This window comes from Halobaculum marinum, assembly GCF_029338555.1.
In the GTDB taxonomy this organism is placed as follows: domain Archaea; phylum Halobacteriota; class Halobacteria; order Halobacteriales; family Haloferacaceae; genus Halobaculum; species Halobaculum marinum.
This window is the reverse complement of the sequence record NZ_CP119989.1, coordinates 2,469,295-2,490,308: the sequence shown is the minus strand read 5'-3', so window position 1 is coordinate 2,490,308 and position 21,014 is coordinate 2,469,295. Positions and strand designations below refer to the sequence as shown.

The window sequence follows — 21,014 nt, the reverse complement described above, 5'->3', positions numbered from 1 at the left end:
GATCGGCGCCGGCGATCCAGATCGCCGACGCTCAGTAGTCGCCGGCTATCTCGACGCTGTCGCCGACGCTCACGCCGGTGCGGTTCGTCCACCCGTACGGGACTTCGAGGACGTACTTCCCGGTGCCGCGGTAGCGCGTCAGGTCGCCGCCGCTCGTCCCCTCGGGGGGCAGTTCGGCGTGGTGGATGCGGGTGACGCTCCCGTTCGCGGCGACGAACACGATGTCGATGGGGAACGCCATGTCGCGCATCACGTACGCGTGCTGGCCCTCGCTGCCGTGGACGAACAGCATCCCTTCGTTCGGCCCGAGCGACTCGGTGTCGGAGAGGCCGGTGTAGCGCTTGTCGAAGGTGTCGGCGACGCGCACCTCGACCGTGCCGAGGTCGGTGCCGTCCTCGTCGACGACGGTGACGGTCGTGCGGTCGTACTCGCCGTCGTTCGTGACGCTCGTCACCGCGCCAGTGCACCCGGCCAGCGCGACGAGGAACGCGAGGAGGACGACCGAGCGGAGGCGACGAACGGACATACTATCGAGCACGTGGGCCGCTCGGGAAAGCGTGTCGGGGGGATCGGTTCGGGACGCGGGACCCGGGAACAGAAGCGTTATTCGCTATCAGCCGGTTCGTGGTGGTACGGGCTCGTGGTCTAGTGGTTATGACGCTTCCCTTACAAGGAAGAGACCGGTGGTTCAAATCCGCCCGAGCCCATCCCTCCCGTCGCACCCCCGCGTTCTGCGCGCTGTCGCGCCTCGGCGACAGCGTGGCCTACGTCGGCCTACCCCTCCCGCGAGCGCACCCGTCCGGCTACCTCGACGACCACGTGACGCACGTATCCGTCGCTTGCAGGTCGCGGACAGGTCGCGTGCAGATCACTGTGCCGAAGAATCCACGTACCCTCCGCTGTCTTTCGGTTAATTCGCCTATAGTCACCTGAACGGCCGTGCCACCTTTTACCTGCGACACCCCACGAACGGGACGATGCACCAGTCCGCCTCCAGAGGGGATCCGAGATGAGCACGAAAGGGATACTCGCCGTGCTCGCCATCGTCGGCGTCGTCGCGGTGGGCGGCGCCGCCGCGTTCGTCGCGGGCATCGGTCCGCTGGGCGACCTCGGCGGCGGCGGCTCGGACACGGTCACCGAAACCCCGCAGTCGACCGGGACCGTCTACGACGACGCCGGGGCGGACGGGTCTGGCGACGCGGCTGCCGACAGCGCGTCGGCCGGCGACGACGACACGAACTCCCTGCCGCCGTACACGTTCGCCGTCCAGTCCATCGAGCAGTGCGGTCAGACGTGTCGGGACGTGACCGTCCGCCTCGACAACAACCGAAACGAGACGGCGACCGGCGTCAGCGTGTTCACGCGTATCTACGCAGGTAACTCGACCGACCAGGGCGATATGGTGTGGGAGGGGAAACGCGACGTGGGCGCGATGGACGCCGGCGGCTCCACGACCGAGACGAGCCGCGTAGAGCTGTCGTTCTCGGAGGCGTACCAGGTCCAGCAGGCCGACGGCTGGATCACGATCGTCACCACCATCGAGTCGGACGACGTGACGATCACGTTCAGAGAGCGGCGCGACGTCCGCTGACCGCCCGCCCGCGTGGCGATTCGAAACGCTTTTTCGTACTGCGGCGATTCGTCGAGATAGGCCGCCTTAGCTCAGACTGGGAGAGCACTCGACTGAAGATCGAGCTGTCCCCCGTTCAAATCGGGGAGGCGGCATATTCTCTCGCCGACACCGTGACCGAGCAGCGTGAGCGACCGCGACTCGGCGCACCCGGAACCCACTGACACCCGGCGAGTTCCGACCGGCCAGGAACGAGAAGGACTCCTATGGACGAACCTGTCGTACACGCCGGTATGGCGACCATCCCCGAGATCGAGACGACCGACGTCGGCGAGGAGTTCGTCCACGTCAGGTTTCGCGACCCCGACGAGTTCGACGAGATCCGCACCCCGGACTGGGCGGCAGACGTCGCCCGCTCGGTGTCGGCGGGGAGCGAGGTCCGAACCGGCAGGCGGCGCGAGGAGGGCGACTGGGTCGTCCAGAGCGTCCTCGTGAAGAAGACCGTCGGTGAGTCGAAGGCGCGCGAACAGGCCCGGAAGATCGTCGAGAAGATCGAGGGCTGACGGGGCGTCGTCGTCGACCCAGCCAGTCGTGGCCTCTCACGGGTCGGCGATAGATACGTGACGGTCGGGGCCGAGATGTGACCGTGGACTCACTCGACTCCGAGACGGGGACCGCTACTGGCCCCTTGTCCGCTCGCCTCGCCCGACTCAAACGCCCGCTACTGTACCTGATGAGCGCCGCGTACGTCCTCGCGGGCGTCCTCCACCTGCTGCGACCGGCGCCGTTCGAGCGGATCGTGCCGCGGGAACTCCCGCGCCCGCGCCTCCTAGTGTACCTGTCGGGCGTCGCCGAGGTCGCCCTCGGCGTCGGCGTGTTGATCCCGCGGACGCGGACCGCCGCCGCGAAGGGACTCGTCGTGCTGCTGCTCGCCGTCTTCCCCGCAAACGTGAACATGGCCGTGCGCGACCTCGACCTCGACGCCGTCGACGACGTGCCGGACGCCGCACTGTGGGCACGACTCCCGCTACAGGCCGTGCTCGCGGCGTGGGCGTGGTGGTACACGACGCCGATGCCCGACGACGAGTGAGGTGGCGGGTGTCAGTCTGCGCCGACGACTTCGCGCACACGCCCGATCGCGTTGCGCGCGGCGAACGTCGCGACCGGTCGCCCCTTCGGGTGCGTGTACAGGTTGCCTAACGAGTCCGGTTCCCGGATCGTGCCGGCCTCGACCGCCCGCACCGACCGCGTGAGCATGTCCTCCGACTCCGAGAGGAGTCGCCGTTTGACCGTCTCCCACGTGTGGAGGTCGCCGATCGGCACCCGCTTGAGGGCGGCGACGCGACCGGCGTCGAGCGTCTCGTCGATCAGTTGGACGGTGATCCCGACCTCGTCGTCGCCGTTGACGAACTCCCAGAACCCCATCGGCTGACCGCGGTACTCGCGGAGGTCGCCGTGGTGGAAGCTGAGTATCCCGTGCTCCAGCGCAGTCAAGATTGGCCCGACGAGGAAGCCGAACGCGTACCGGAGGCCGATGTCGGACTTGTCGGCCACCGCCTCGGCGACTGCTGCTGGGATCTCACGTTTCCACCCGTCGACGATCCGTGGCTCGACCGACCACGTGGGGACCGCTTCGAGGTCGACCACGTCGGCGAGTGGGACGCGGTCGCGTTCGGGCATCGGACCGGCGAGCGCGTCGCTGAGCGTGGCGACGACTGCCCACTCGCGAAGCTCCACGCCCCGTTTGATCGCCTCGACGGTCGTGCGGTCCGCCTCGTACTCATCGTACACCACGCTCGTCACCTCCGCGTCGGTGTTCACCAAGAGATGTGTGAGCGCGTCCGCCTGCCAGCGTGGCAGCGTGTCGCCGGGGGCGAGCAGACAGACCCTCATCGTGCGACGAGTGGCGAGGTCGGTGACGCGAGTTCTTCCATCGTCCGGACGGTCAACGCCTCCTCGGGGAGCGAGCCGAGGTACGCCAGGTAGTCCTCGACAACCGCCCACTGGTGCTCGTTGCTGAGGTCGTAGAGGTGACACCACAGGTGGAGCGGCTTCCCAGTCTCCATCGCTCGCTCGGTGCTCCGCCGGAGGTAGCGACCGTGGATACGCTTGCGGGCGCGTAACGGGAGCGGCCGGAACAGCGAGGGCGTCGGGCTCTGGCCCGACGGGAGCGACGATGCCGTCAGCGAGGGGTAGGTCGTGCAGTACGTCTCGACGACGCCGTCGACCTCCTGCGCGTTCCACAGGGGGTGTGGCCCGACGGTGAGTTCACGGAGCCGACTGATCCGGCTCCCGCCGCTCGTCGGAATAGCGTACCTGGCGACCTGGATTCCGTGCTCGGCGAGGAGGTCGTTGGGCGGTCGCGAGTGGCGCGGCGGCACGATGGAGCGCACGGTCACGCCGAGGTCGTCGTGGAGCGCGAGCGACGCCTCCAGTTCGTGCTCGACGACGGAGCGGGGTTCGTGTCCGCACAGCACGTGTGAGAACGTGTGCGTGCACAGTTCGTGGTCGACGTCGGCGTCGAGTACGGCGCGCCCCACGTCGGGCGCGTAGAACAGCGGGTCCGTCGCGAGGTCGGTCCCCGGGTCGGCGTCGAACCACCCGGGGCGGTACGGCCCCGGGTGGTCACCGTCGCACTCGTCGAGGAGCAGGTGCCCCACGATGTCGAACGAGATGGGGACGCCGTGTTCGTCGGCGGCGCGGAGCAGTTTCCGCAGGTAGCGCCGCTCCTGCTCGCCGTTCGGCGAGAGGTGGGGGTGGCCCGGGAGGTCGTGGACACCCCACCCCAGTTCGATCTCGATGCTGAGCGTGAGCGTCGCGGGGTCGGCGTCGTCGGTCGCACCGGAGGTCCGGGAGCGTCGCGACGCGGGATCGTGGACAGTCAAGACGGACGGGCATACAGACTGCGTGGTATTTGGTACGACGCTCGTACTGACGCGTATCCTCCGCATACACCCTCCTCGGGAGGAGGCTCGCTGAGAGGATGTGGGCGTTCGAGCCGATATTTACTGCCTACTGCCGAGAGTGAGGGCCACTCGAGCGCCCCGGGCGCTTTATGCCACCCGTGGTCGATTGGGCGACCGATGACGAAACTCGCGATCACACTCAGTCGAGCGGAGGGAACGTCGTTCGAGGGGTTCCAGCGCTACTACCGCGAGGAGCACGCGCCGCTGGCGGCGGACCTGCCGGGACTGGAGCGATACACCGTCTCGTTCCCGGACGACCCCGAGTCGGCGAGCTACGACGCGCTCGCGGAACTGTGGTTCCCGGACGCCGAGACGATGGCCGAGGCGTTCGGCTCCGACCTCGGTCGCAAGGTGACCGCCGACGCCGAGTCGTTCGCCGAGATGGACGCCGCCGAGCGCGTCGTGCTCGACGAGCACGTCGTCGTCGAGTAGCGCCACCCGGACCGAGTCGCGCGAGACTGGCCGTCCCCCGGAGCTTCTGGGGGCGATTCAGGGCAGAACCGACGCGAAGTCGGGGGAACGCCCACGGATCTCCCGGGTCGAGTGGGTCGTTGGCATGGCGTCGGCGACTCGGAAGGGTTATCCGTCGCCCTCCGCTCGTGTCGTGTATGGCAACTGGGAAGGTCGACTTCTTCAACGACACCGGCGGCTACGGATTCATCGAGACTGACGACGCGGACGAGGACGTGTTCTTCCACATGGAGGACGTCGGCGGCCCCGACCTGGAGGAGGGTCAGGAGGTCGAGTTCGATATCGAGGAGGCCGAGAAGGGCCCCCGCGCGAAGAACCTGCAGCGCCTGTAAGGTTCCGACGGCACCGCGCCGTACCCGCAGTTTTCCACATTTTTCACACCGACGAGCGACAGCCGTCTCGGTCACGGGCCGGCACGGTCGCTCGCGAGCGGCGGCGCCGGCACCGCCTCCGGTCGTCGCGGTGCTTATTCACGTCGCCACCGAATCGCCTGCCGTGAATACGGTCGGCGGGTGGTCGCGGTGACGGCGACGACGCTCCACGAGCCGTCGCACCGCGAGGCGCTGTGGGAACTGGAGGCCGCGTTCGAGCGCGGCGACGTGGTGACGCTGTTCGGCACCTGCACGGTCGAGTACGACGGTCGCGCCGCGTCGTCGTTGGGGCCGGGCGCGCGACTGCTCGTGCTCAAGCCCGACGGGTCGGCGCTCGTCCACACCGACGAGGGCCGCACGCCGGTGAACTGGCAACCCCCCGGCAGCGAGCACCGCGCGGCGGTCCGCGACGGGCGACTGCGCGTCCGGAGCGTCCGCACCACGCCCGCGGAGACGCTCGACGTGCGGTTCTCCGCCGTCGACCACCTCGCGGCCTACGGCGTCACCGGCGGCCGAGACGTCGAGGTGGTCGGGAGCGAGGCCGACCTGAAGGAGCGCATCGTCGCCGACCCCAGCCTCGTCGAGGCGGGGTTCGAGCCGCTGGCGACCGAGCGCGAGTCCGAGGCCGGCCACATCGACGTGTTCGGGCGCGACGCCGAGGGTCGTCCGGTCGTAGTGGAACTGAAGCGCCGCCGCGTCGGCCCTGACGCGGCGGGCCAGTTGGCTCGGTACGTGAACGCTATCGAACGTGAGGAGCCGGACGGCACCGAGGTTCGTGGAGTGCTGGTGGCGCCGTCGGTCACCGACCGGGCGCGCGACCTGCTCGCGGAGGAAGAACTCGAACACGTCGCCGTCGACCCGGCCGCGAGCGACGACGAGTGACCGGCGCGCTAGATGCGGGGGTTCGGAACGCGTCGGGGCGGGTCGTGTGGACGCGCCCCACGTCGGGGCGGCGAAACGTAGGGTTTAACCCCGGGACCGCCGTCGACTCGGACAAGTAACCATGTCCGACAAACCGGCCTCCATGTACCGGGAGATCGACAAGCCGTCGTACACGCGACGGGACTACGTCACCGGTATCCCTGGCTCGAAGATCGCACAGCACAACATGGGCGACCTGACCAAAGACCCCGAGGACTTCCCCGTCCACATCTCGCTGGTCACCGAGGAGGACGTCCAGATCCGCCACGGCTCGCTCGAGAGCGCGCGCCTGTCGGCCAACCGCCACCTCATCCGCGAACTCGGCGAGGGCAACTACAAGATGGTCCTGCGCAAGTTCCCGCACCAGATCCTGCGCGAGAACAAGCAGGCGACCGGGGCGGGCGCCGACCGTGTCTCCGACGGGATGCGCCAGGCGTTCGGCAAGCCCGTGGGCACCGCCGCCCGCATGCACAAGGGCGACACCGTGTTCACCGCCTACGTCGACGTCGACCAGGCCGACGCCGTCAAGGAGGCGTACCGCCGCGCCTACAACAAGATGTCCCCGCCGTTCCGCGTCGTCGTGGAGAAGGGCGAGGACCTGCTCGTCCGGTAATCCGGTCGCGACGCCCGGACGGTCCGGGACTTCCTTCCGTTTTCACACGCTCCAGCGGCGCCGCCGTCGCCAATTGGCCGCGCGGGCCCACCGGGTCTGAACACGCTATCGAGTAAATTCGCACGACAGCGGCGGCCACGACGCGAAACTCCGGCAGGCATTTCCCCGCCCGGCGAGCACCGATCCACGATGACTGGAGTACGAGTCGCGGGCGTCGGCCTCACCCGATTCGGGGCGCACGATGGTCGGACGGGTCGCGACCTGTTCGCGGAGGCGGCGCTGGCCGCGCTCGACGACGCTGGCGTCGACGGCGACGACGTTGAACACCTCAACTACGGGAACTTCATGGGCGCGCTCGCCGAGCGACAGGGCCACCAGGCGCCCGTGATGACGGAGGCGGCGGGGCTGCGGTGTGCGGGCACGCGCTACGAGGAGGCGTGCGCCTCCGCGGGCGTCGCCGTCCGCGAGGCCGTCCGTGCCATCCGCTCGGGCGAGAACGACGTGATGCTCGCCGGCGGGATGGAGCGCATGACGAACCTCTCGACCGCCGAGGTGACCGAGTCGCTGGCGGTCGCCGCCGACGAACTGTTCGAGGTGCGCGCGGGCGTCACCTTCCCCGGGGCGTACGCGCTGATGGCCCGGGCCTACTTCGACGAGTACGGCGGGGGCCGCGAGGATCTCGCCCACGTCGCGGTGAAGAACCACGCCAACGCGGTGCCCAACGAGTACGCACAGTACCAGCGCGAGATCAGCGTCGAGCAGGCGCTCGACTCCCCCGAGGTCGCCTCGCCGCTGCACTTGTTCGACGCGTGTCCGATCACTGACGGGGCGAGCGCGCTCGTGCTCGTCTCCGAGGAGTTCGCCGCCGAGCACGACCTGGACGCGTCGGTCGCGATCACCGGCACCGGGCAGGGTGGCGACCGCGCCGCGCTCCAGGACCGCGCGGACATGGCCCGCACCCCTGCGGCCACTGACGCCGCCGAGGAGGCGTACGCCGACGCCGGCGTCACCAGCGACGACGTGGAGGTCGCGGAAGTCCACGACTGCTTCACCATCGCGGAGGTCATGGCGTTGGAGGCGCTCGGCTTCTTCGAACCGGGCGAGGGGATCGGTGCCGCCCGCCGCGGCGACACCACTCGCGACGGCGACCTTCCGGTGAACCTCTCGGGCGGCCTGAAGGCGAAGGGCCACCCCGTCGGCGCGACCGGCGGCTCTCAGATCGCAGAGTTGACCCGCCTGTTGCGTGGTGACCACCCGAACAGCGACGCCGTGGCCGACGCGACGGTCGGCCTCGCCCACAACGCGGGCGGGACGGTCGCGAGTGCCGTCGTCCACGTGCTGGAGGTGGCAGAATGAGCGAGTCCGACCCCGACGTGCCCGCGAACACGGGGTACGACGAGTGGGCGGACGCGCTCGCGGACGACGGGTACTACGTCGAGTGCGCGAACGGCCACGGGAGTCTCCCGCCGCGGCGCGTCTGTCCTGAGTGCGGCAGCACCGACCTCTCGGAGGCGACGCTCCCCGAGACGGGCACGGTCGCAACGTTCTCGGAGATCCACGTCGCCCCCTCGGGGTTCGGCGTCGAACCGCCGTACGTCACGGCGGTCGTCGACTTCGGCCCCGTGCGGATCACGGGTATCGTTCGCGACGTCGCGGGCGACGAGGTCGCCATCGGCGACCCGATGCGCCCGGACGTGGAGACGAACGGCGCGACTGGGAACCGGCTGATCGTGTTCCGGCCGGCCTGAGCGCCTAATCGGGCGGTCGGGGTCGGCCCCGACCGCGCCGTCGGGCTCGCCTCAGCAGTCGCGCGGCTCCACCCAGTTCGTCGGGGACTCGCCGTCCGGCACGCCGAGGAAGACGGCGTAGAGGACGGCAGGGTCCGTCTCGCTGGGGTTGGTCGCGACCTCGGCGTGGGTGCCGGTGTCGAGGTACGCCTCCCCCGTCCCGAACGTCCGAGTCCGGCAGTCCTCGTCGATCGTGATGTCGATTGTGCCCTCGACGACGCTCACCAGCACCGGGCCCGGGTGGACGTGCCAGCCGGAGGTGCCGTTCGGCGCAATGGTCACCCTCGCGACCAGGACGGTCGAGGCGTCCTTCACCAGCCCGAGTTCCGTCTCGCCGTCGTCGTACCACACGGAGAACGCCGCCGCCACGTCTCCCACGAACGACGCGTGCGGCGCCAGCACCTCGACCTCGAAGCCCTCCGGGGCGTCGACCTCACCGCCGCCGTCGCCGCCGTTCTCACCGTCGTCCTCGCCGTTGCCGTTCTCGCCCTCGTGCTCGCTCGCGACGGCGGCGTACGGCACGCCGGCGAGTGCGACCGCCCCGACGCCCGCCGTCGAGGCGAGCACCCGTCGGCGCGACGCCCCGACGGGGAGCAGGGGGATTCTATCCGCCACCGAATCGTCCGCGCGAACGCGGTTCTCGTCGGTTGTCATGGCTCTGGGGGTCGATTCCGGTCGTCCGGCGCCGTCCGAACGAGCGGACGTAGACCCGTCATAACGTCGACACGAACGGAGGTAGCACTATCGGCAGCTTCCGTCTCACATCAGGTCGTCCGCGGGAGCGCTGTCGGGGCGACGCCGCCGCAGTCCCTCACTCCTCGGTCTCTTGCTCCACCGTCACGGTCTCGTCGGGTCGCTCACCCGAGACGACCGAGACGAACTGGTCGCCGAACTCGACGTGGGGGAGCAGCATCGCGTCGTCGAACACGACCAACTCACAGCCGGCGGCGTCGGCCAACTCCCGCCCTGTCGACAGCGGCGGGAGGTCGGCTTCGCGACCCCACACGAGCGTCGTCGGCACGTCGACGGCGGCGAGCGCGCTCGCCAGATCCACGTCGCTGTTGAGGAACCCCGAGACGAACGACGCCGGGGCGAAGCGAGCGCCCTTCTGGTGGGTCGTGCGCCACTCGTAGTCGGGCCAGTCCTCGCCGGCCTTCTCCGGGTCCCAGTAGCCGTGGTCGGCGTTGAAGTAGTCGATGGAGGGCTTCGAGGTGATGAGGCCGAACACGGCGTCGCCGACGACCGGTGTCCGGATCAGCTCTCGGACGGCGGTCTTCGGCGGCTCCGGCCCCGCGACGGCGGTCGGGCACACGAGCGTCAGGTCGGCGACGTCGAGTCCGTCGGCGACGCCGACGACGTACGCGCTCGTCAGCGAGGAGGCGACGACGCGCGCGCCGGGGAACTCCCCGAGGAAGTAGCGGACGAAGTCCTCGTACAGCGCCGCCGAGTAGCGCAGCGGCGGTCGGTCCGAGCGCCCGAAGCCGGGCAGGTCCGGCGCGACGACGTGGTACTCCTTCGAGAGTGCGGCGAACACCTCGCGCCACTCGCCCGCCGACCCGGCGGCGTTGATGCCGTGGAGCAGCACCACGGTCTGGTCGTCCTCGTCGCCGGCCTCGGTGTAGGCGACGTCCATGCCCCGCCAACGGAAGCTGTGGTGCATCCCGTCCAGCGGCGGTTCGAGTTCGCCAGCCATCGCGCGCAGGGCCTTCGTCGCGACGACGGCGGCGCCCGCGCCGAGGAGGGCGTACTTCGCGGTCGAGGAGAGCTTCGATCGGAGAGTCATAGCGTCGTGTAGGGTCGCGGAGAACTTAGTTCGGGTGGCGACGGCTGCCACCACGGCACACGTACGGGTGCGGCCCCGGCTACAGCGGTTCCTCCCCTTCGATGATCCGCAGACACCGCTCGGCCATCGCGGGTACCCGCGTCTCCATCGTCGGGTACAGCGGGTCGTCGCTGTTCCCCTCCAAGTAGCGCCGGAAGAACATCTCGCCGAGCGCCGCCAGCTTGTAGACGGCGAGCGTGCGGTAGAACCGGTCGTGCTCGTAGTCGATGCCCGTCGCCTCCTCGTAGCGGGCGACGAGGTCGCGTCGACTCGGGTACCCCTCGCGCTCCATGAACGTCGCCGTGAGTTCCGGCGTCGCGGGCGCGTGGTCTCCGGGGTCGCGCCAGAAGGAGAGCATCCACCCCAGATCAGTGAGCGGGTCGCCCAGCGCAGACAGTTCCCAGTCGAAGACGGCGACCAACTCGGGCGACGTTCCGGGCCCGTACATCACGTTGTCCAGTTTGTAGTCGCCGTGGACGAGCGTGTGCTCGTGGTCGGCCGGGACGTTCGCCTGGAGCCACTCGGTCACCTCGGCGATTTCGGGGACGGCGCGCTCCTCGGTGGTCACGTCGAACGCCCACTGGAACTGTTTGGCCCACCGGTCGACCTGTCGTTCGGTGAACCCGGCGGGGCGGCCGAAGTCCGCCAGTCCGACTGCCTCGGGGTCGACGGCGTGGACCGCCGCGAGCCCGTCGACCAACTCCTCGCCGACGCGCTGGCGGTGCTCGGGCGCGGCGAAGCGCTCGGGTTCGTCGTCGCGGAGCACGTCGCCCGCGGTGCGCCCCATCACGTAGAAGTCCGACCCGAGCACGTCGTGGTCCTCGCACGCGAGCACCGTCTCGGGGAGCGGCACCGGGGTGTCCTGGAGCGCGTCCATCACGCGGAACTCCCGGAGCACGTCGTGGGCGGTCTCTGCGGTCTCGCCCGGCGGCGGGCGGCGGATCACCAACTCGCGGTCGCCGTAGGTGACGAACAGCGTCTCGTTGGAGTGGCCCTCGGGGTGGCGGCGCACGTCGAACTCCTCGGCTGGTCCCAACTCGTCGGCGAGGTACGCGCGGAGGCGGTCGGGGTCGACGAGGCGCCGGAAGTACGCCTCGGAGTCGCCGGGGGCGTCGGCGTCGGTCATGTCCCCTGGTTGCACACCTCCCGGCAAAAGCGGCGGGGGTCGACGACGCGCACGGCGGTCACGGACGGCACTCGGGGGTACTGTTTTCCCCCGGCGACCGAACGCGACTGTATGGAGTACGACGACAGCGAGGCGGCGCGGGCGCTGGCCGAGCGAACCCGGGAGTTCGTCGAAGAGGAGGTGATTCCCGTCGAGCGCGAGGTGCTCGGCGACGGCCCCGTGAGCGACGAGCAGTTGGCGGCCCTCCGCGAGACGGCCCGCGAGTACGACGTATTCTGCCCGCAGATCGACGAGGAGTGGGGCGGGATGGGGATGGCGTTCCGCGACGTACTGCCGATGTTCGAGCAGGCGGGGCGCTCGCTGCTCGGCGCCGCGGCCTGTCGCGTCGACGCGCCCGACGAGGGGAACATGCACACCCTGGAGCTGCTCGGGACCGACGACCAGCAGGAGCGGTGGCTCCGCCCGCTCGTCGCCGGCGACATCTCATCGGGCTTCTCGATGACCGAACCGATGCAGGGTGGCGGATCGGATCCGAAGATGATCCAGACCAGCGCGGAGAAAGACGGTGACGAGTGGGTCATCGACGGCCACAAGTGGTGGACCACGGGCGGCACGGAGGCGGACGTGCTCATCGTGATGGCCCGCACCGATCCCGATGCCCACCCATACGAGGGCACCTCGCTGTTCCTCGTCCCCGCCGACACGCCGGGCGTCAACGTCGTCCGCGACGTGCCCCACGTCGGCGGCGGGGTGACCGGCGTCGGGCACGCCGAAATCGAGTACGACGGCGTGCGCGTGCCCGAGGAGAACCTCCTCGGGAATCTGAACGAGGGGTTCTCCCACGCCCAACAGCGTCTCGGCCCCGCTCGCTTGACCCACTGTATGCGCTTCGCGGGGATGGCAGAGCGCGCGCTCGACGTGGCGAAGGCGTACGCCAGCGAGCGGCAGGCGTTCGGCGGCCCCATCGCGGACAAGCAGGCGATCCGTCACGAGGTCGCCGACGCCGAGACCGAGTTACACGCCGTGCGGACGATGGTGCGCGACGCCGCCGAGCGCATCGACCGCGGCGAGGAGGCGCGCCTACAGGTGGCGATGAGCAAGACGTTCGCCGCTAACCGCGTCCAGGACATCGTCGACACCGCGCTCCAGATGTGTGGCGGCAACGGCATCGGGAAGGACCTCCCGATCGCCGACTTCTACGAGTCTGTCCGGCAGTTCCGCATCATCGACGGCGCCGACGAGGTCCACCGGCGCGTCATCGCCCGCGACGCCTTCGCCGACGTGGACGAGTCGGAGTTGGCGAACGTGACGCGCTACGGCGAGCCGAGCGAGTAGCCACCGGAACCGACGCCCCGGTTTTTGGTCCCGGCCCGCGACGACCGCACCATGGTCGAACTCGACGCGGATCACGAGGCGTGGACGGCGGCGCAGTCGGAGACGACGGCTGTCGTCGACGGGCGCCGCCTCGACGTGGCGTACTACGAGGCGGGTCGCGAGCACGGCGGCCCACCGGTCGTCTTTCTCCACGGCATCCCGACGTGGTCGTACCTGTGGCGCGGCATCGCACCGGCCATCGCCGAGGAGCGCCACGTGATCGCTCCCGACTTCCCGGGGTACGGCAACTCCCAGCGCAGCGACGACTTCGACCGCTCTGTGCGCGCGCAGACGAGCGTGCTCGCGGACCTACTCGCCGAGGAGGGGTACGAGCACGTCGACCTCGTCGCCCACGACATCGGCGGCGGGGTCGCACTCCGCTACGCCGCCGCGCGCCCCCAGCACGTCCGCAAGCTCGTCCTCTCGAACGCGGCGTGCTTCGACTCCTGGCCGGTGGAGTACATCAACTCGCTCGGCGTCCCGGGCGTCGTCGAGGGGTGGGACGACGAGGAGTTCGACGCCGAACTCGACTTCCTGTTCGCGGAGGGCGCCTACGGCGACGCCGACCCGGCGTTCGTCGCCGGGATGAAGGCGCCCTGGCAGCGCGAGGGCGGCCGCACGGCGCTGGCCCGCGCGGCGGTCGCGACGAACACGAACGACACCACCTGCATCGACTACGGCGCCATCACCGCGGAGACGCTGTGTCTGTGGGGCGGCGACGACGTGCTCCAACCGCTCGCGAACGCCGAGCGACTGGCCGAGGCGGTCGCCGGCGAGGTGACGGTCGACCCGCTGTCGGAGGCGTACCACTGGGTCACCCACGACCGCACCGACGCGTACCGCGAGCGGGTGGCCGCGTTCGTGGCGGAGTAGCCCGAGCGCCGCCGTCCGGGGCGCTGTCGTTCGGGGTGGCTCCGGGGCGGTGGGATCCGGCGGTGGCTATTTAGCGATGGAAAGGTCACTCCGCCCATGGCGTTCCACCTTTCGAGCGAACAGGAGGCGATCCGCGACGTGGTCAGGGAGTTCGGCGACAACGAGATCCGACCCGTCGCGCGCGAACACGACGAGGAGAAGGCGTACCCCCACGACCTCGTCGAGCAGGCGGCCCAGTACGACCTCGTCGCACCGACCATCCCCGAGGAGTACGGCGGCGCGGGGATGGACCTGCTCACGTCGGCGGTCGTGACGGAGGAACTGTGGCGTGCGGACCCGGGCATCGGGAGCGCCATCGGGTCGCGCGGCTTCGGCACCTCGATGATCCGGAAGTTCGGCGACGAGTGGATGTGCGAGGAGTGGCTGCCGAAGGTGGCGGCTGGCGAGTCGGCCACCTGCTCGTGCATCTCCGAACCGGCCCACGGCTCCGACGTGGCCGGCATCGAGACGCGCGCGGAGAAAGACGGCGACGAGTGGGTGCTCAACGGCGACAAGATGTGGATCACGAACGGCACGATCGCCGACGTGGCCGTCGTGATGGCGAAGACGACGCCCGGCGAGCGCCACCGCGGCATCACCGCGTTCCTCGTCGAGACGGACCGCGACGGCTTCGAGCCGACGAAGATCGACAACAAACTCGGCATCCGCGCGTCGGACCTGGCGGAGATCCGCCTCGACGACGTGCGCGTCCCCGAGGACCACGTCATCGGCGCCGTCGACCAGGGGTTCTACCAGTTGATGAACTTCTTCGCCGACGGGCGCACCTCCGTCGCCGCGCAGGCCGTCGGCGCCGCGCAGGGCGCGCTGGAGGCCGCCGTCGAGTACGCTGAGGAGCGCGAGCAGGGCGGCCAGCCGATCAGCGAGTACCAGGCGGTGTCGCACAAGGTCGCCGAGATGGCGACCGACGTGGAGGCGGCCCGCTCGCTCACCTACCGCGCGGCGTCCGTCGTCGACGAGGGGAACGACGACCAACTCGCCGCCAAGTTCGCGTCGATGGCGAAGCTGTTCGCCTCCGAGCACGCCGTCGACGTCGCCGACGAGGGGATCCAGGTGCACGGCGGCGCCGGCTTCGTCACCGACCACCCCGCCGAGCGGTTCTACCGCGACGCCCGGATCACGAAGATCTACGAGGGAACCTCGGAGATCCAGAAGAACATCATCTCCGACCAGATCTTCTGACGGGCGAGGCGAGATACCGCGGTGACCACCCCGGGCGGGGCGGGCGGGCACCCCGCCCGGATGCACGGCGGTACCGTGACCGCTTTCCCGCACACGCGCGCCACTCAGCGTATGACCGACACCACCGACGACGACCGACCAGACGGCGGCGACGACCCACCGGACTGGGACTTCTCCGAGCGCGACGTGGCGATCCTCGAGGAGGTCGCCGCGAACCCGGGCATCTCCTCGCGCGAACTGGCGCGCGTGCTCGAGGCGGAGTACGACATCGACGTGTCGCACGTCACCGTCAGCGAGACGCTCCGGAAGATGCGCGAGCGCGGCGTGTTCCGCGACGCCATCGTGCCGAACGAGGACTACTACGTGTTCGGCCTGTTCGAGTTCAAGTTCGACCCCTCCCACTTCGCCGAGGAGTGGCGCTCGGCGATGGAGTACATCCGCGACGACCCCCACACCCTGCTGTACTTCCTCTCGGACGGCGAGTACCAGTGGAAGTCGGTGATGATGTTCCCGACGCGCGAGGCGCAGTCGCGGTGGATCCACGAGTTCTACAAGGAGCACGGCGCGGTCGTCTCGAACCTCCGCAACCACGTCGTCCACAACGTCCTGAAGTTCCAGACGGACCCGGAGATATTCCGGAGTTTGCGCGAGGAGTAACTGGAAACTCCCTGGAAGGGGGGTCAGTCTACGCGCTCCCCGCCCTCGTCGTACTCGAAGAACCCGCGTCCAGCGTCGACGCCGGTGTGGCCCGCCTCGACCAGTTCCACCAGGTAGTCAGCCGGTTCGAAGCGGTCCTCGCCGGTGGCCTCGTAGCGCTCGCGGAGGGTCGCCAGCACCTCGTCGAGGCCGTGGCGGTCCGCGCGCAGACACGGTCCCTCGGGGAAGCCCGCGCCGAGGCGCATCCCGGTGTCGACGGCGTCGGCGGTCGCCACGTCGTCGCCCACCAACTTCGCCGCCTCGTTCGCCATCCGCGCCTCCACGAGGAACCAGTCGAAGTCGCCGGCGTCGGCCTCGGTGTAGTCGGCGCCGGGGGCGTCCTCGCCGTACTCGTAGTAGCCGCGCCCGGTCTTGCGCCCGAGGTCGCCGGCGTCGACCTGCTCCTCGACGAGTGGCGCGACCGGGAGGCCCGCCTCCTGTCGCACGTGGTAGCCGATGTCGATGCCGGTGAGGTCGCCCAACTCGAACGGCCCCATCGGGTAGCCGCGCTCGTGGACCATCGTCGCGTCGGCGCCGCGGATCGTCGCCTCGCCCGCGGACACCATCCACGCCGGCTCCTGCATGAACGGTCCGAGCACGCTGTTGACGACGAAGCCGTGGACGTCCTTGCGGACGTGGATCGGCGTCTTCCCGAACGACTCCATCAGCGCCGCCGCGGTCTCGGCGGTCGCCGTGCTCGTCTCCGCGCCGTGGACGATTTCGACGAGCGCCATACGCACGGGAGGGTTGAAGAAGTGGGTGCCGACGACGCGCTCGGGTGACTCGACCGCCGCCGCGATCTCGGTGATCGAGAGGCTGGAGGTGTTCGTCGCGAGGATCGCGTCGGCGGGCGCGTGCTCGTCGAGGGCGCCGAACACGTCGTGTTTGATCGCCAGTTGCTCGGGCGCCGCCTCGATCACGAAGTCGGTGTCCGCGACCGCCTCGGAGAGGTCGACCGTCGTGTCGATCCGGTCGAGGACCGTCGCCGGGTCCTCGTCGATCCGCCCAGACTCGGCGAGTTTCCCGAGGCTCCACTCGATGTTCTCGTAGCCGTTCGACACCGCCTCCTCGTCGACGTCGCGCACCGTCACGTCGTAGCCGGCGAGGGCGGCCACCTCCGCGATGCCGTGGCCCATGTTGCCCGCGCCGAGCACCGTCACGTGCGAGATTCCGTCGGTCGCCATGGCTCGACGATCTGTGAGCGGCGGAATAGGTCTACCGGCGGTCACTTACCACTGGTAACTCGAAGGCTCGATTCGCCCCGGGGATTCATGTCGCGGCGCCCCCCAGCCACGGCCGATGACACGACACACGGACTCGCCCGCGCGTACCCGACGGACGACCGCCGCCGCGGTGGGGTGGGCGGCGTGAGCGCACCCGCCGACCGCTTCTCGCTCGCCGGCGACGTCGCCGTGATCACCGGCGCCTCAAGCGGCATCGGTCGCGCCATCGCCGAGCAGTTCGCCGCCGACGGCGCCGACGTGGTCGTCTGTTCGCGCGAGCAGGAGAACGTCGACCCGGTCGCCGACGGGGTCAACGAAGCTGCGGAGGCGGCCGACGGCGACCACGGTCGCTGTCTCGCGGTGGAGTGCGACGTGACCGACCGCGACGCCGTCGACGCGCTCGTCGAGGCGACCGTCGAGGAGTTCGGCGGCCTCGACGTGCTGGTCAACAACGCGGGCGCATCGTTCATGGCCGGCTTCGAGGACATCTCCGAGAACGGCTGGAAGACCATCGTCGACATCAACCTCCACGGTACGTTCCACTGCGCGCAGGCGGCGGGTGAGCACCTCGCAGACGGCGACGGCGGCGCCATCGTCAACCTCGCCAGCGTCGCCGGCCAGCGGGCGGCCCAGTACATGAGTCACTACGGCGCGGCGAAGGCAGGCGTGATCAACCTCACCGAGACGCTCGCGTTGGAGTGGGCCGGGCGCGACGTGCGCGTCAACTGCATCGCTCCGGGCTTCGTCGCGACGCCGGGCGTCGAGACGCAGATGGGCGTCTCCGCGGACGAGGTCGAGCGCGGGGACGTGGACCGTCGGATCGGGACGAGCGAGGAGATTGCAGACGTCGCCCGGTTCCTCGCGAGCGACGCGGCCAGCTACATGACCGGCGAGACGGTTGCGGCGCAGGGCGTACCGCAGGGTGAGCAACTACCGAATCAGTAAGCAGTCGGCGTCTGGACCCGCCGGCTCACGGCGGCGAACTGACGGTTGGGGGTGACGTCCGACACGGGGTCACCGTCACAGGGCGATGCTGGCGAGGCCGAGCGCGGCCAGCGCCGTCACCGCGAGGACGGCCGCGGTGGCGAGCCCCAACCGGACACGGACGGCGGTCTCGGTGCGCATGAGTCGAACTCCGGATCCCGTCTATTTCAACGTTTCTCCCCGAGTATCAACCGTGAAAACAGGTCACCGGTTCGCGGTCGCCTGGAGCACGTCGACGGCGACGGCGGTCTCGCGCAGGGGTTCGGTGTGTGCGGAGAGTTCGCCGGCGACGACGACGAGGAGGACGTTCTGGCCACGCATGGCCGCCTCCCGGACGGCGTCGACGGTGCCGAAGCGGAGGTCCGGTTCGCGACCGATCCGGCGGACGGCGGCGAGCGCCTCGGTGCCCGCGGCGACGACGAGGTCGGCCGCTTTGGCGGCCTCGCGGAGTCGCTCGGCGTCGACGGACGCGCTCCCCCCGTCGCGGACTGCCGGGACGACGACGGCGGTGACGGCGCCGAGGTCGTAGTCGACGACGCCGTCGAACTCTGTCACGCCGACGTCTGCGCCGTCGGCGGCGCCGGTCACCGCGACCGCGGTCGCAGCGCCGCCGGTCGCGTCTGCTGCGTCGCCGTCGACGGCGGCGGCGTGGAGGACGCCCTCGCGCATCGACAGTGCCACGCGGTCGCCCTCGGCGACGGCGCCGTCGGCGAGGGCGGTCTCCACCTCCACGTCGCCGAGCACGTCGCCGGTGACGTGGTCGAGGTACTCCCGCAACTCGTCGGTCTGGGAGATGAGCCGGTCGACTCCCTCTTTCGTGACGCGGTAGCGCCCGCGTCCCTCGCGGTCGACGAGGCCGCCCTCGGCGAGGTCGCCGAGGTGTTCGGAGACGGCCTGCGCGGTGACGCCGATGGCGTCTGCGATCTCGCGCTGGCTCACCGCCGGTTGGCGCTCGGCGATCTCGACGAGGATCCGGTAGCGGGTGGCCTCGCGTTTGTGTCTGAGGACCCCGAGGTCGTCGCCGTCCGTGGCGTCGTCGCTCACGGTGTGGTGTCGGGCTGGTGAACACAAGTATGTTTGTGGTCGACGGCGGATCGCACCCGATTCAGCCGGAGGCTAGACAACTGGAGTTGTGCCCACTCGCGTTCAGGCGCCCTCGACGAGTCGCTGGAGGTGTTCCGGCGGGACGGCACCGCGAGCGGCGTGGCCGTCGGAGACGAACGTCGGGACGCCCGTGACGCCGCGGCGGCGCGCCTCCTCGAACTGCGCCTCCAACTCCTCGGCGAGCGTCTCGTCGGCGACTGCTTCGCGCACCTCGTCGCCGTCGACGCCGACGGACTCGGCGATGGCGACGAGCGTGTCGTGGTCGTCGATTTCGCGCCCGTCCTCCCAGTGGGCTTCCAGCACCGCGTCGTAGAAGTCGCGGAACGTCTCGGCGCCGTACGTCTGCTTCACGTACAGCGCAGTCTGCTGGGCGTCCCACGAGTCGGCGTCGTGGACGTCGTCGAAGTCGAGCATCGCGTCGGCGTCGTACTCGTCTTTGAGGCGGACGACGTTCTCGCGCACCTGGTCGTAGTAGTCCTCGTCTTTTCCGTCGTCGACGTCGTCGCGAATCTCGCCGTCGGGGCCGCGCTTGTGTCCGCGGAGGTCGAAGAAGCGCCACTCCACGTCCACGTCGGTGAGGTCGCGGTCGCCGCGGTCGTCGCGGTACTGTCGCAGCGAGGCCCGCCCGAGGTAACAGAACGGGCAGACGAAGTCGGAGTAGACGGCGATCGGTTCTCCGTCGCTCGGGTCGGTGCTCTCGGCGGCTTCGTCGGTACTCATATCCCGACCGAGGGGCGCCGCCGGTTAGGGTCCGTCGCTCCCGGTCGTTCGTGCCGCACGACCGCGGCGAGCGACCGGCGGTCGGCGGGCCACCGGGGGCTTTTTACGGTCGGTTGCCGCCCGTTCGGGGTATGAGGGTTCCCCGGCTCACCGGCCCGAGCGGTCCGAAGCGACCGTGGCTCGCGGCCGTGCTGGCGCTCGTCGTCACCGGCCTCGGCCACGCGTACCTCCGCCGGTGGCTCCGCGGGTTCGGCTGGTTCGCCGCGACGTTCGCCGCGGTCGTGTTGCTGGTGCCGCCCGAAGTCGTCGAGGCGATGGGCACGGGCGCGCCCATCGACGATCCGACGTCGGCGTTGCCGCCGGCGTTCGTCGTCGTCGCCAGCGCCGTCGACGCGTACCTGCTGGCGCGGCGCACGAACACGCAGGCTGCGGCGCGGCACGCGAGCGACGCGGGGGCGGTGGCCGCGAACGCGCCCGCCCACGGAGGCGACCCCGAGGCGGGCGCCGCCGCGTGCCCGAACTGCGGACAGGACCTGGACCCGGAGTTGGACTTCTGCCCGTGGTGTACCACGGAACTGTCGCGGCCGGGGCCGAACGGCCCGGACCCTGACGGCTCCGACCGGTAGTCGCCGTCCGAGCACCGCCGTCCGAGCGTCGCCGCCACGTTTTCGGTTCTGCCCGCGGAGGTGGGGGTATGGTCGCCCTCATCGACTCGCTGGTCGTCTTCCTCGTGAGCGCCCTCGTCGGCGGGTTCGGCATCTACGCCGGCGCCCGACTGCTGTCGAACGCGAAGGGGTACGAGCACGCGGTGTGGACCGCCCTCATCGGCGCGCTCGCGTGGGTCGTCACGTCGGCACTGTTCGGCTGGCTCCCGCTGCTCGGCACGGCGCTGACGTACCTCGCGTACCTCGGCGTGATCAAGTGGCGGTACAAGGGCGGGTGGTTCACCGCCGCCGGCATCGCACTCACGGGCTGGCTCGCGTCGTCGCTCGTGCTCGAACTGCTGGCGGTGCTCGGCGTCACCGGCTTCTCGGCGCTGGGCATCCCCGGCGTCTGAGCCGGGCGAACGCCCCTCCGAGCAGGTGGTGACCCGGAGGCGAAACCTAAAAGCGGCCCGCACGACCCACTACCGGCCGTCGCCGTCGACGCTCCGG

25 protein-coding genes and 2 tRNA genes are annotated in these 21,014 nt (G+C 70.1%); 18 read left to right on the top strand and 9 right to left on the bottom strand.

The window, feature by feature from the left end; all coding sequences use genetic code 11:
* Positions 1 to 31: 31 nt before the first annotated feature.
* A complete protein-coding gene (locus P0R32_RS12950) occupies positions 32 to 526 on the bottom strand; it encodes a DUF192 domain-containing protein (protein WP_276237439.1) in 495 nt (164 codons plus the stop codon).
* A gap of 108 nt (positions 527 to 634) precedes the next feature.
* Here P0R32_RS12950 and P0R32_RS12945 point away from each other — a divergent pair.
* From P0R32_RS12945 to P0R32_RS12925, 5 genes are all read left to right on the top strand, one after another.
* Positions 635 to 707 (top strand) — tRNA-Val (locus tag P0R32_RS12945).
* Between the two features lie 302 nt (positions 708 to 1,009).
* Positions 1,010 to 1,591: a hypothetical protein gene (locus P0R32_RS12940; protein WP_276237438.1), complete on the top strand. Its 582-nt coding sequence runs from the start codon at positions 1,010 to 1,012 to the stop codon at positions 1,589 to 1,591.
* Positions 1,592 to 1,651: 60 nt separating this feature from the next.
* A tRNA-Phe gene (locus tag P0R32_RS12935) sits at positions 1,652 to 1,725 on the top strand.
* 138 nt (positions 1,726 to 1,863) lie between these two features.
* Positions 1,864 to 2,133: a hypothetical protein gene (locus P0R32_RS12930; RefSeq protein WP_276237437.1), complete on the top strand. Its 270-nt coding sequence runs from the start codon at positions 1,864 to 1,866 to the stop codon at positions 2,131 to 2,133.
* A gap of 83 nt (positions 2,134 to 2,216) precedes the next feature.
* Entirely contained in the window at positions 2,217 to 2,660 is a 444-nt protein-coding gene (locus P0R32_RS12925) for a DoxX family protein (protein ID WP_390219264.1), read from the top strand.
* 11 nt (positions 2,661 to 2,671) lie between these two features.
* Here P0R32_RS12925 and P0R32_RS12920 read toward each other — a convergent pair whose 3' ends face one another.
* Together P0R32_RS12920 and P0R32_RS12915 are read right to left on the bottom strand one after the other, a co-directional pair.
* Positions 2,672 to 3,463 (bottom strand): formyltransferase family protein, encoded by a 792-nt coding sequence (locus P0R32_RS12920; protein ID WP_276237436.1) that lies wholly within the window; start codon positions 3,461 to 3,463, stop codon positions 2,672 to 2,674.
* On the bottom strand, positions 3,460 to 4,455 hold the full coding sequence (locus tag P0R32_RS12915) for a polysaccharide deacetylase family protein (RefSeq protein WP_276237435.1): 996 nt from the start codon (positions 4,453 to 4,455) through the stop codon (positions 3,460 to 3,462). Before P0R32_RS12915 ends, P0R32_RS12920 begins: the two co-directional genes overlap by 4 nt.
* 198 nt (positions 4,456 to 4,653) lie before the next feature.
* Between P0R32_RS12915 and P0R32_RS12910 the strand changes: the two genes are divergently transcribed.
* The 6 genes from P0R32_RS12910 (at position 4,654) to P0R32_RS12885 (ending at position 8,660) form a co-directional block, all read left to right on the top strand.
* Entirely contained in the window at positions 4,654 to 4,968 is a 315-nt protein-coding gene (locus tag P0R32_RS12910) for an EthD family reductase (RefSeq protein ID WP_276237434.1), read from the top strand.
* Positions 4,969 to 5,144: 176 nt separating this feature from the next.
* A complete protein-coding gene (locus tag P0R32_RS12905; protein WP_276237433.1) occupies positions 5,145 to 5,339 on the top strand; it encodes a cold-shock protein in 195 nt (64 codons plus the stop codon).
* Between the two features lie 189 nt (positions 5,340 to 5,528).
* Entirely contained in the window at positions 5,529 to 6,260 is a 732-nt protein-coding gene (gene nucS, locus P0R32_RS12900; protein WP_276237432.1) for an endonuclease NucS, read from the top strand.
* Between the two features lie 121 nt (positions 6,261 to 6,381).
* The gene (locus P0R32_RS12895) at positions 6,382 to 6,912 is read left to right on the top strand and encodes a 50S ribosomal protein L16 (RefSeq protein WP_276237431.1); all 531 of its coding nucleotides are present in this window, start codon (positions 6,382 to 6,384) and stop codon (positions 6,910 to 6,912) included.
* A gap of 189 nt (positions 6,913 to 7,101) precedes the next feature.
* Positions 7,102 to 8,268: a thiolase domain-containing protein gene (locus tag P0R32_RS12890; protein WP_276237429.1), complete on the top strand. Its 1,167-nt coding sequence runs from the start codon at positions 7,102 to 7,104 to the stop codon at positions 8,266 to 8,268.
* Complete coding sequence (locus tag P0R32_RS12885; RefSeq protein WP_276237428.1) at positions 8,265 to 8,660, top strand: Zn-ribbon domain-containing OB-fold protein; 396 nt, start codon at positions 8,265 to 8,267, stop codon at positions 8,658 to 8,660. Before P0R32_RS12890 ends, P0R32_RS12885 begins: the two co-directional genes overlap by 4 nt.
* Before the next feature lie 51 nt (positions 8,661 to 8,711).
* Here the strand turns inward: P0R32_RS12885 and P0R32_RS12880 are convergent, their stop codons facing one another.
* The 3 genes from P0R32_RS12880 to P0R32_RS12870 all read right to left on the bottom strand — a co-directional run bounded on the left by P0R32_RS12880 (position 8,712) and on the right by P0R32_RS12870 (position 11,647).
* Positions 8,712 to 9,353 (bottom strand): cupin domain-containing protein, encoded by a 642-nt coding sequence (locus P0R32_RS12880; protein ID WP_276237427.1) that lies wholly within the window; start codon positions 9,351 to 9,353, stop codon positions 8,712 to 8,714.
* A 157-nt stretch (positions 9,354 to 9,510) separates the two neighbouring features.
* Entirely contained in the window at positions 9,511 to 10,482 is a 972-nt protein-coding gene (locus tag P0R32_RS12875) for an alpha/beta fold hydrolase (RefSeq protein WP_276237426.1), read from the bottom strand.
* 79 nt (positions 10,483 to 10,561) lie between these two features.
* Complete coding sequence (locus P0R32_RS12870) at positions 10,562 to 11,647, bottom strand: phosphotransferase family protein (RefSeq protein ID WP_276237425.1); 1,086 nt, start codon at positions 11,645 to 11,647, stop codon at positions 10,562 to 10,564.
* A 111-nt stretch (positions 11,648 to 11,758) separates the two neighbouring features.
* On the opposite strand from P0R32_RS12870, the gene P0R32_RS12865 reads away from it, so the two are divergent.
* The 4 genes from P0R32_RS12865 to P0R32_RS12850 all read left to right on the top strand — a co-directional run bounded on the left by P0R32_RS12865 (position 11,759) and on the right by P0R32_RS12850 (position 15,790).
* Positions 11,759 to 12,982 carry an acyl-CoA dehydrogenase family protein gene (locus tag P0R32_RS12865; protein ID WP_276237424.1) on the top strand — a complete coding sequence of 408 codons (1,224 nt, stop codon included), beginning with the start codon at positions 11,759 to 11,761 and terminating at the stop codon, positions 12,980 to 12,982.
* A 51-nt stretch (positions 12,983 to 13,033) separates the two neighbouring features.
* Positions 13,034 to 13,894, top strand: a complete 861-nt coding sequence (locus P0R32_RS12860; RefSeq protein WP_276237423.1) for an alpha/beta fold hydrolase — start codon at positions 13,034 to 13,036, stop codon at positions 13,892 to 13,894.
* Between the two features lie 96 nt (positions 13,895 to 13,990).
* A complete protein-coding gene (locus tag P0R32_RS12855; RefSeq protein WP_276237422.1) occupies positions 13,991 to 15,133 on the top strand; it encodes an acyl-CoA dehydrogenase family protein in 1,143 nt (380 codons plus the stop codon).
* A gap of 111 nt (positions 15,134 to 15,244) precedes the next feature.
* Positions 15,245 to 15,790, top strand: coding sequence for an Lrp/AsnC family transcriptional regulator (locus P0R32_RS12850; protein ID WP_276237421.1), 546 nt, complete (start codon positions 15,245 to 15,247; stop codon positions 15,788 to 15,790).
* Between the two features lie 23 nt (positions 15,791 to 15,813).
* Here P0R32_RS12850 and P0R32_RS12845 read toward each other — a convergent pair whose 3' ends face one another.
* Complete coding sequence (locus P0R32_RS12845) at positions 15,814 to 17,013, bottom strand: 3-hydroxyacyl-CoA dehydrogenase (RefSeq protein WP_276237420.1); 1,200 nt, start codon at positions 17,011 to 17,013, stop codon at positions 15,814 to 15,816.
* A gap of 183 nt (positions 17,014 to 17,196) precedes the next feature.
* Between P0R32_RS12845 and P0R32_RS12840 the strand changes: the two genes are divergently transcribed.
* Positions 17,197 to 17,997, top strand: a complete 801-nt coding sequence (locus P0R32_RS12840) for an SDR family NAD(P)-dependent oxidoreductase (protein ID WP_276237419.1) — start codon at positions 17,197 to 17,199, stop codon at positions 17,995 to 17,997.
* 243 nt (positions 17,998 to 18,240) lie between these two features.
* Here P0R32_RS12840 and P0R32_RS12835 read toward each other — a convergent pair whose 3' ends face one another.
* Together P0R32_RS12835 and P0R32_RS12830 are read right to left on the bottom strand one after the other, a co-directional pair.
* Positions 18,241 to 19,080, bottom strand: a complete 840-nt coding sequence (locus P0R32_RS12835; RefSeq protein WP_276237418.1) for a DUF7839 domain-containing protein — start codon at positions 19,078 to 19,080, stop codon at positions 18,241 to 18,243.
* A gap of 102 nt (positions 19,081 to 19,182) precedes the next feature.
* On the bottom strand, positions 19,183 to 19,860 hold the full coding sequence (locus P0R32_RS12830) for a DsbA family oxidoreductase (protein ID WP_276237417.1): 678 nt from the start codon (positions 19,858 to 19,860) through the stop codon (positions 19,183 to 19,185).
* Between the two features lie 131 nt (positions 19,861 to 19,991).
* Here P0R32_RS12830 and P0R32_RS12825 point away from each other — a divergent pair, with 131 nt between their 5' ends.
* Together P0R32_RS12825 and P0R32_RS12820 are read left to right on the top strand one after the other, a co-directional pair.
* Positions 19,992 to 20,486, top strand: a complete 495-nt coding sequence (locus P0R32_RS12825) for a zinc ribbon domain-containing protein (RefSeq protein WP_276237416.1) — start codon at positions 19,992 to 19,994, stop codon at positions 20,484 to 20,486.
* Between the two features lie 68 nt (positions 20,487 to 20,554).
* Positions 20,555 to 20,917 carry a hypothetical protein gene (locus tag P0R32_RS12820; protein WP_276237415.1) on the top strand — a complete coding sequence of 121 codons (363 nt, stop codon included), beginning with the start codon at positions 20,555 to 20,557 and terminating at the stop codon, positions 20,915 to 20,917.
* Positions 20,918 to 21,014: the final 97 nt, after the last annotated feature.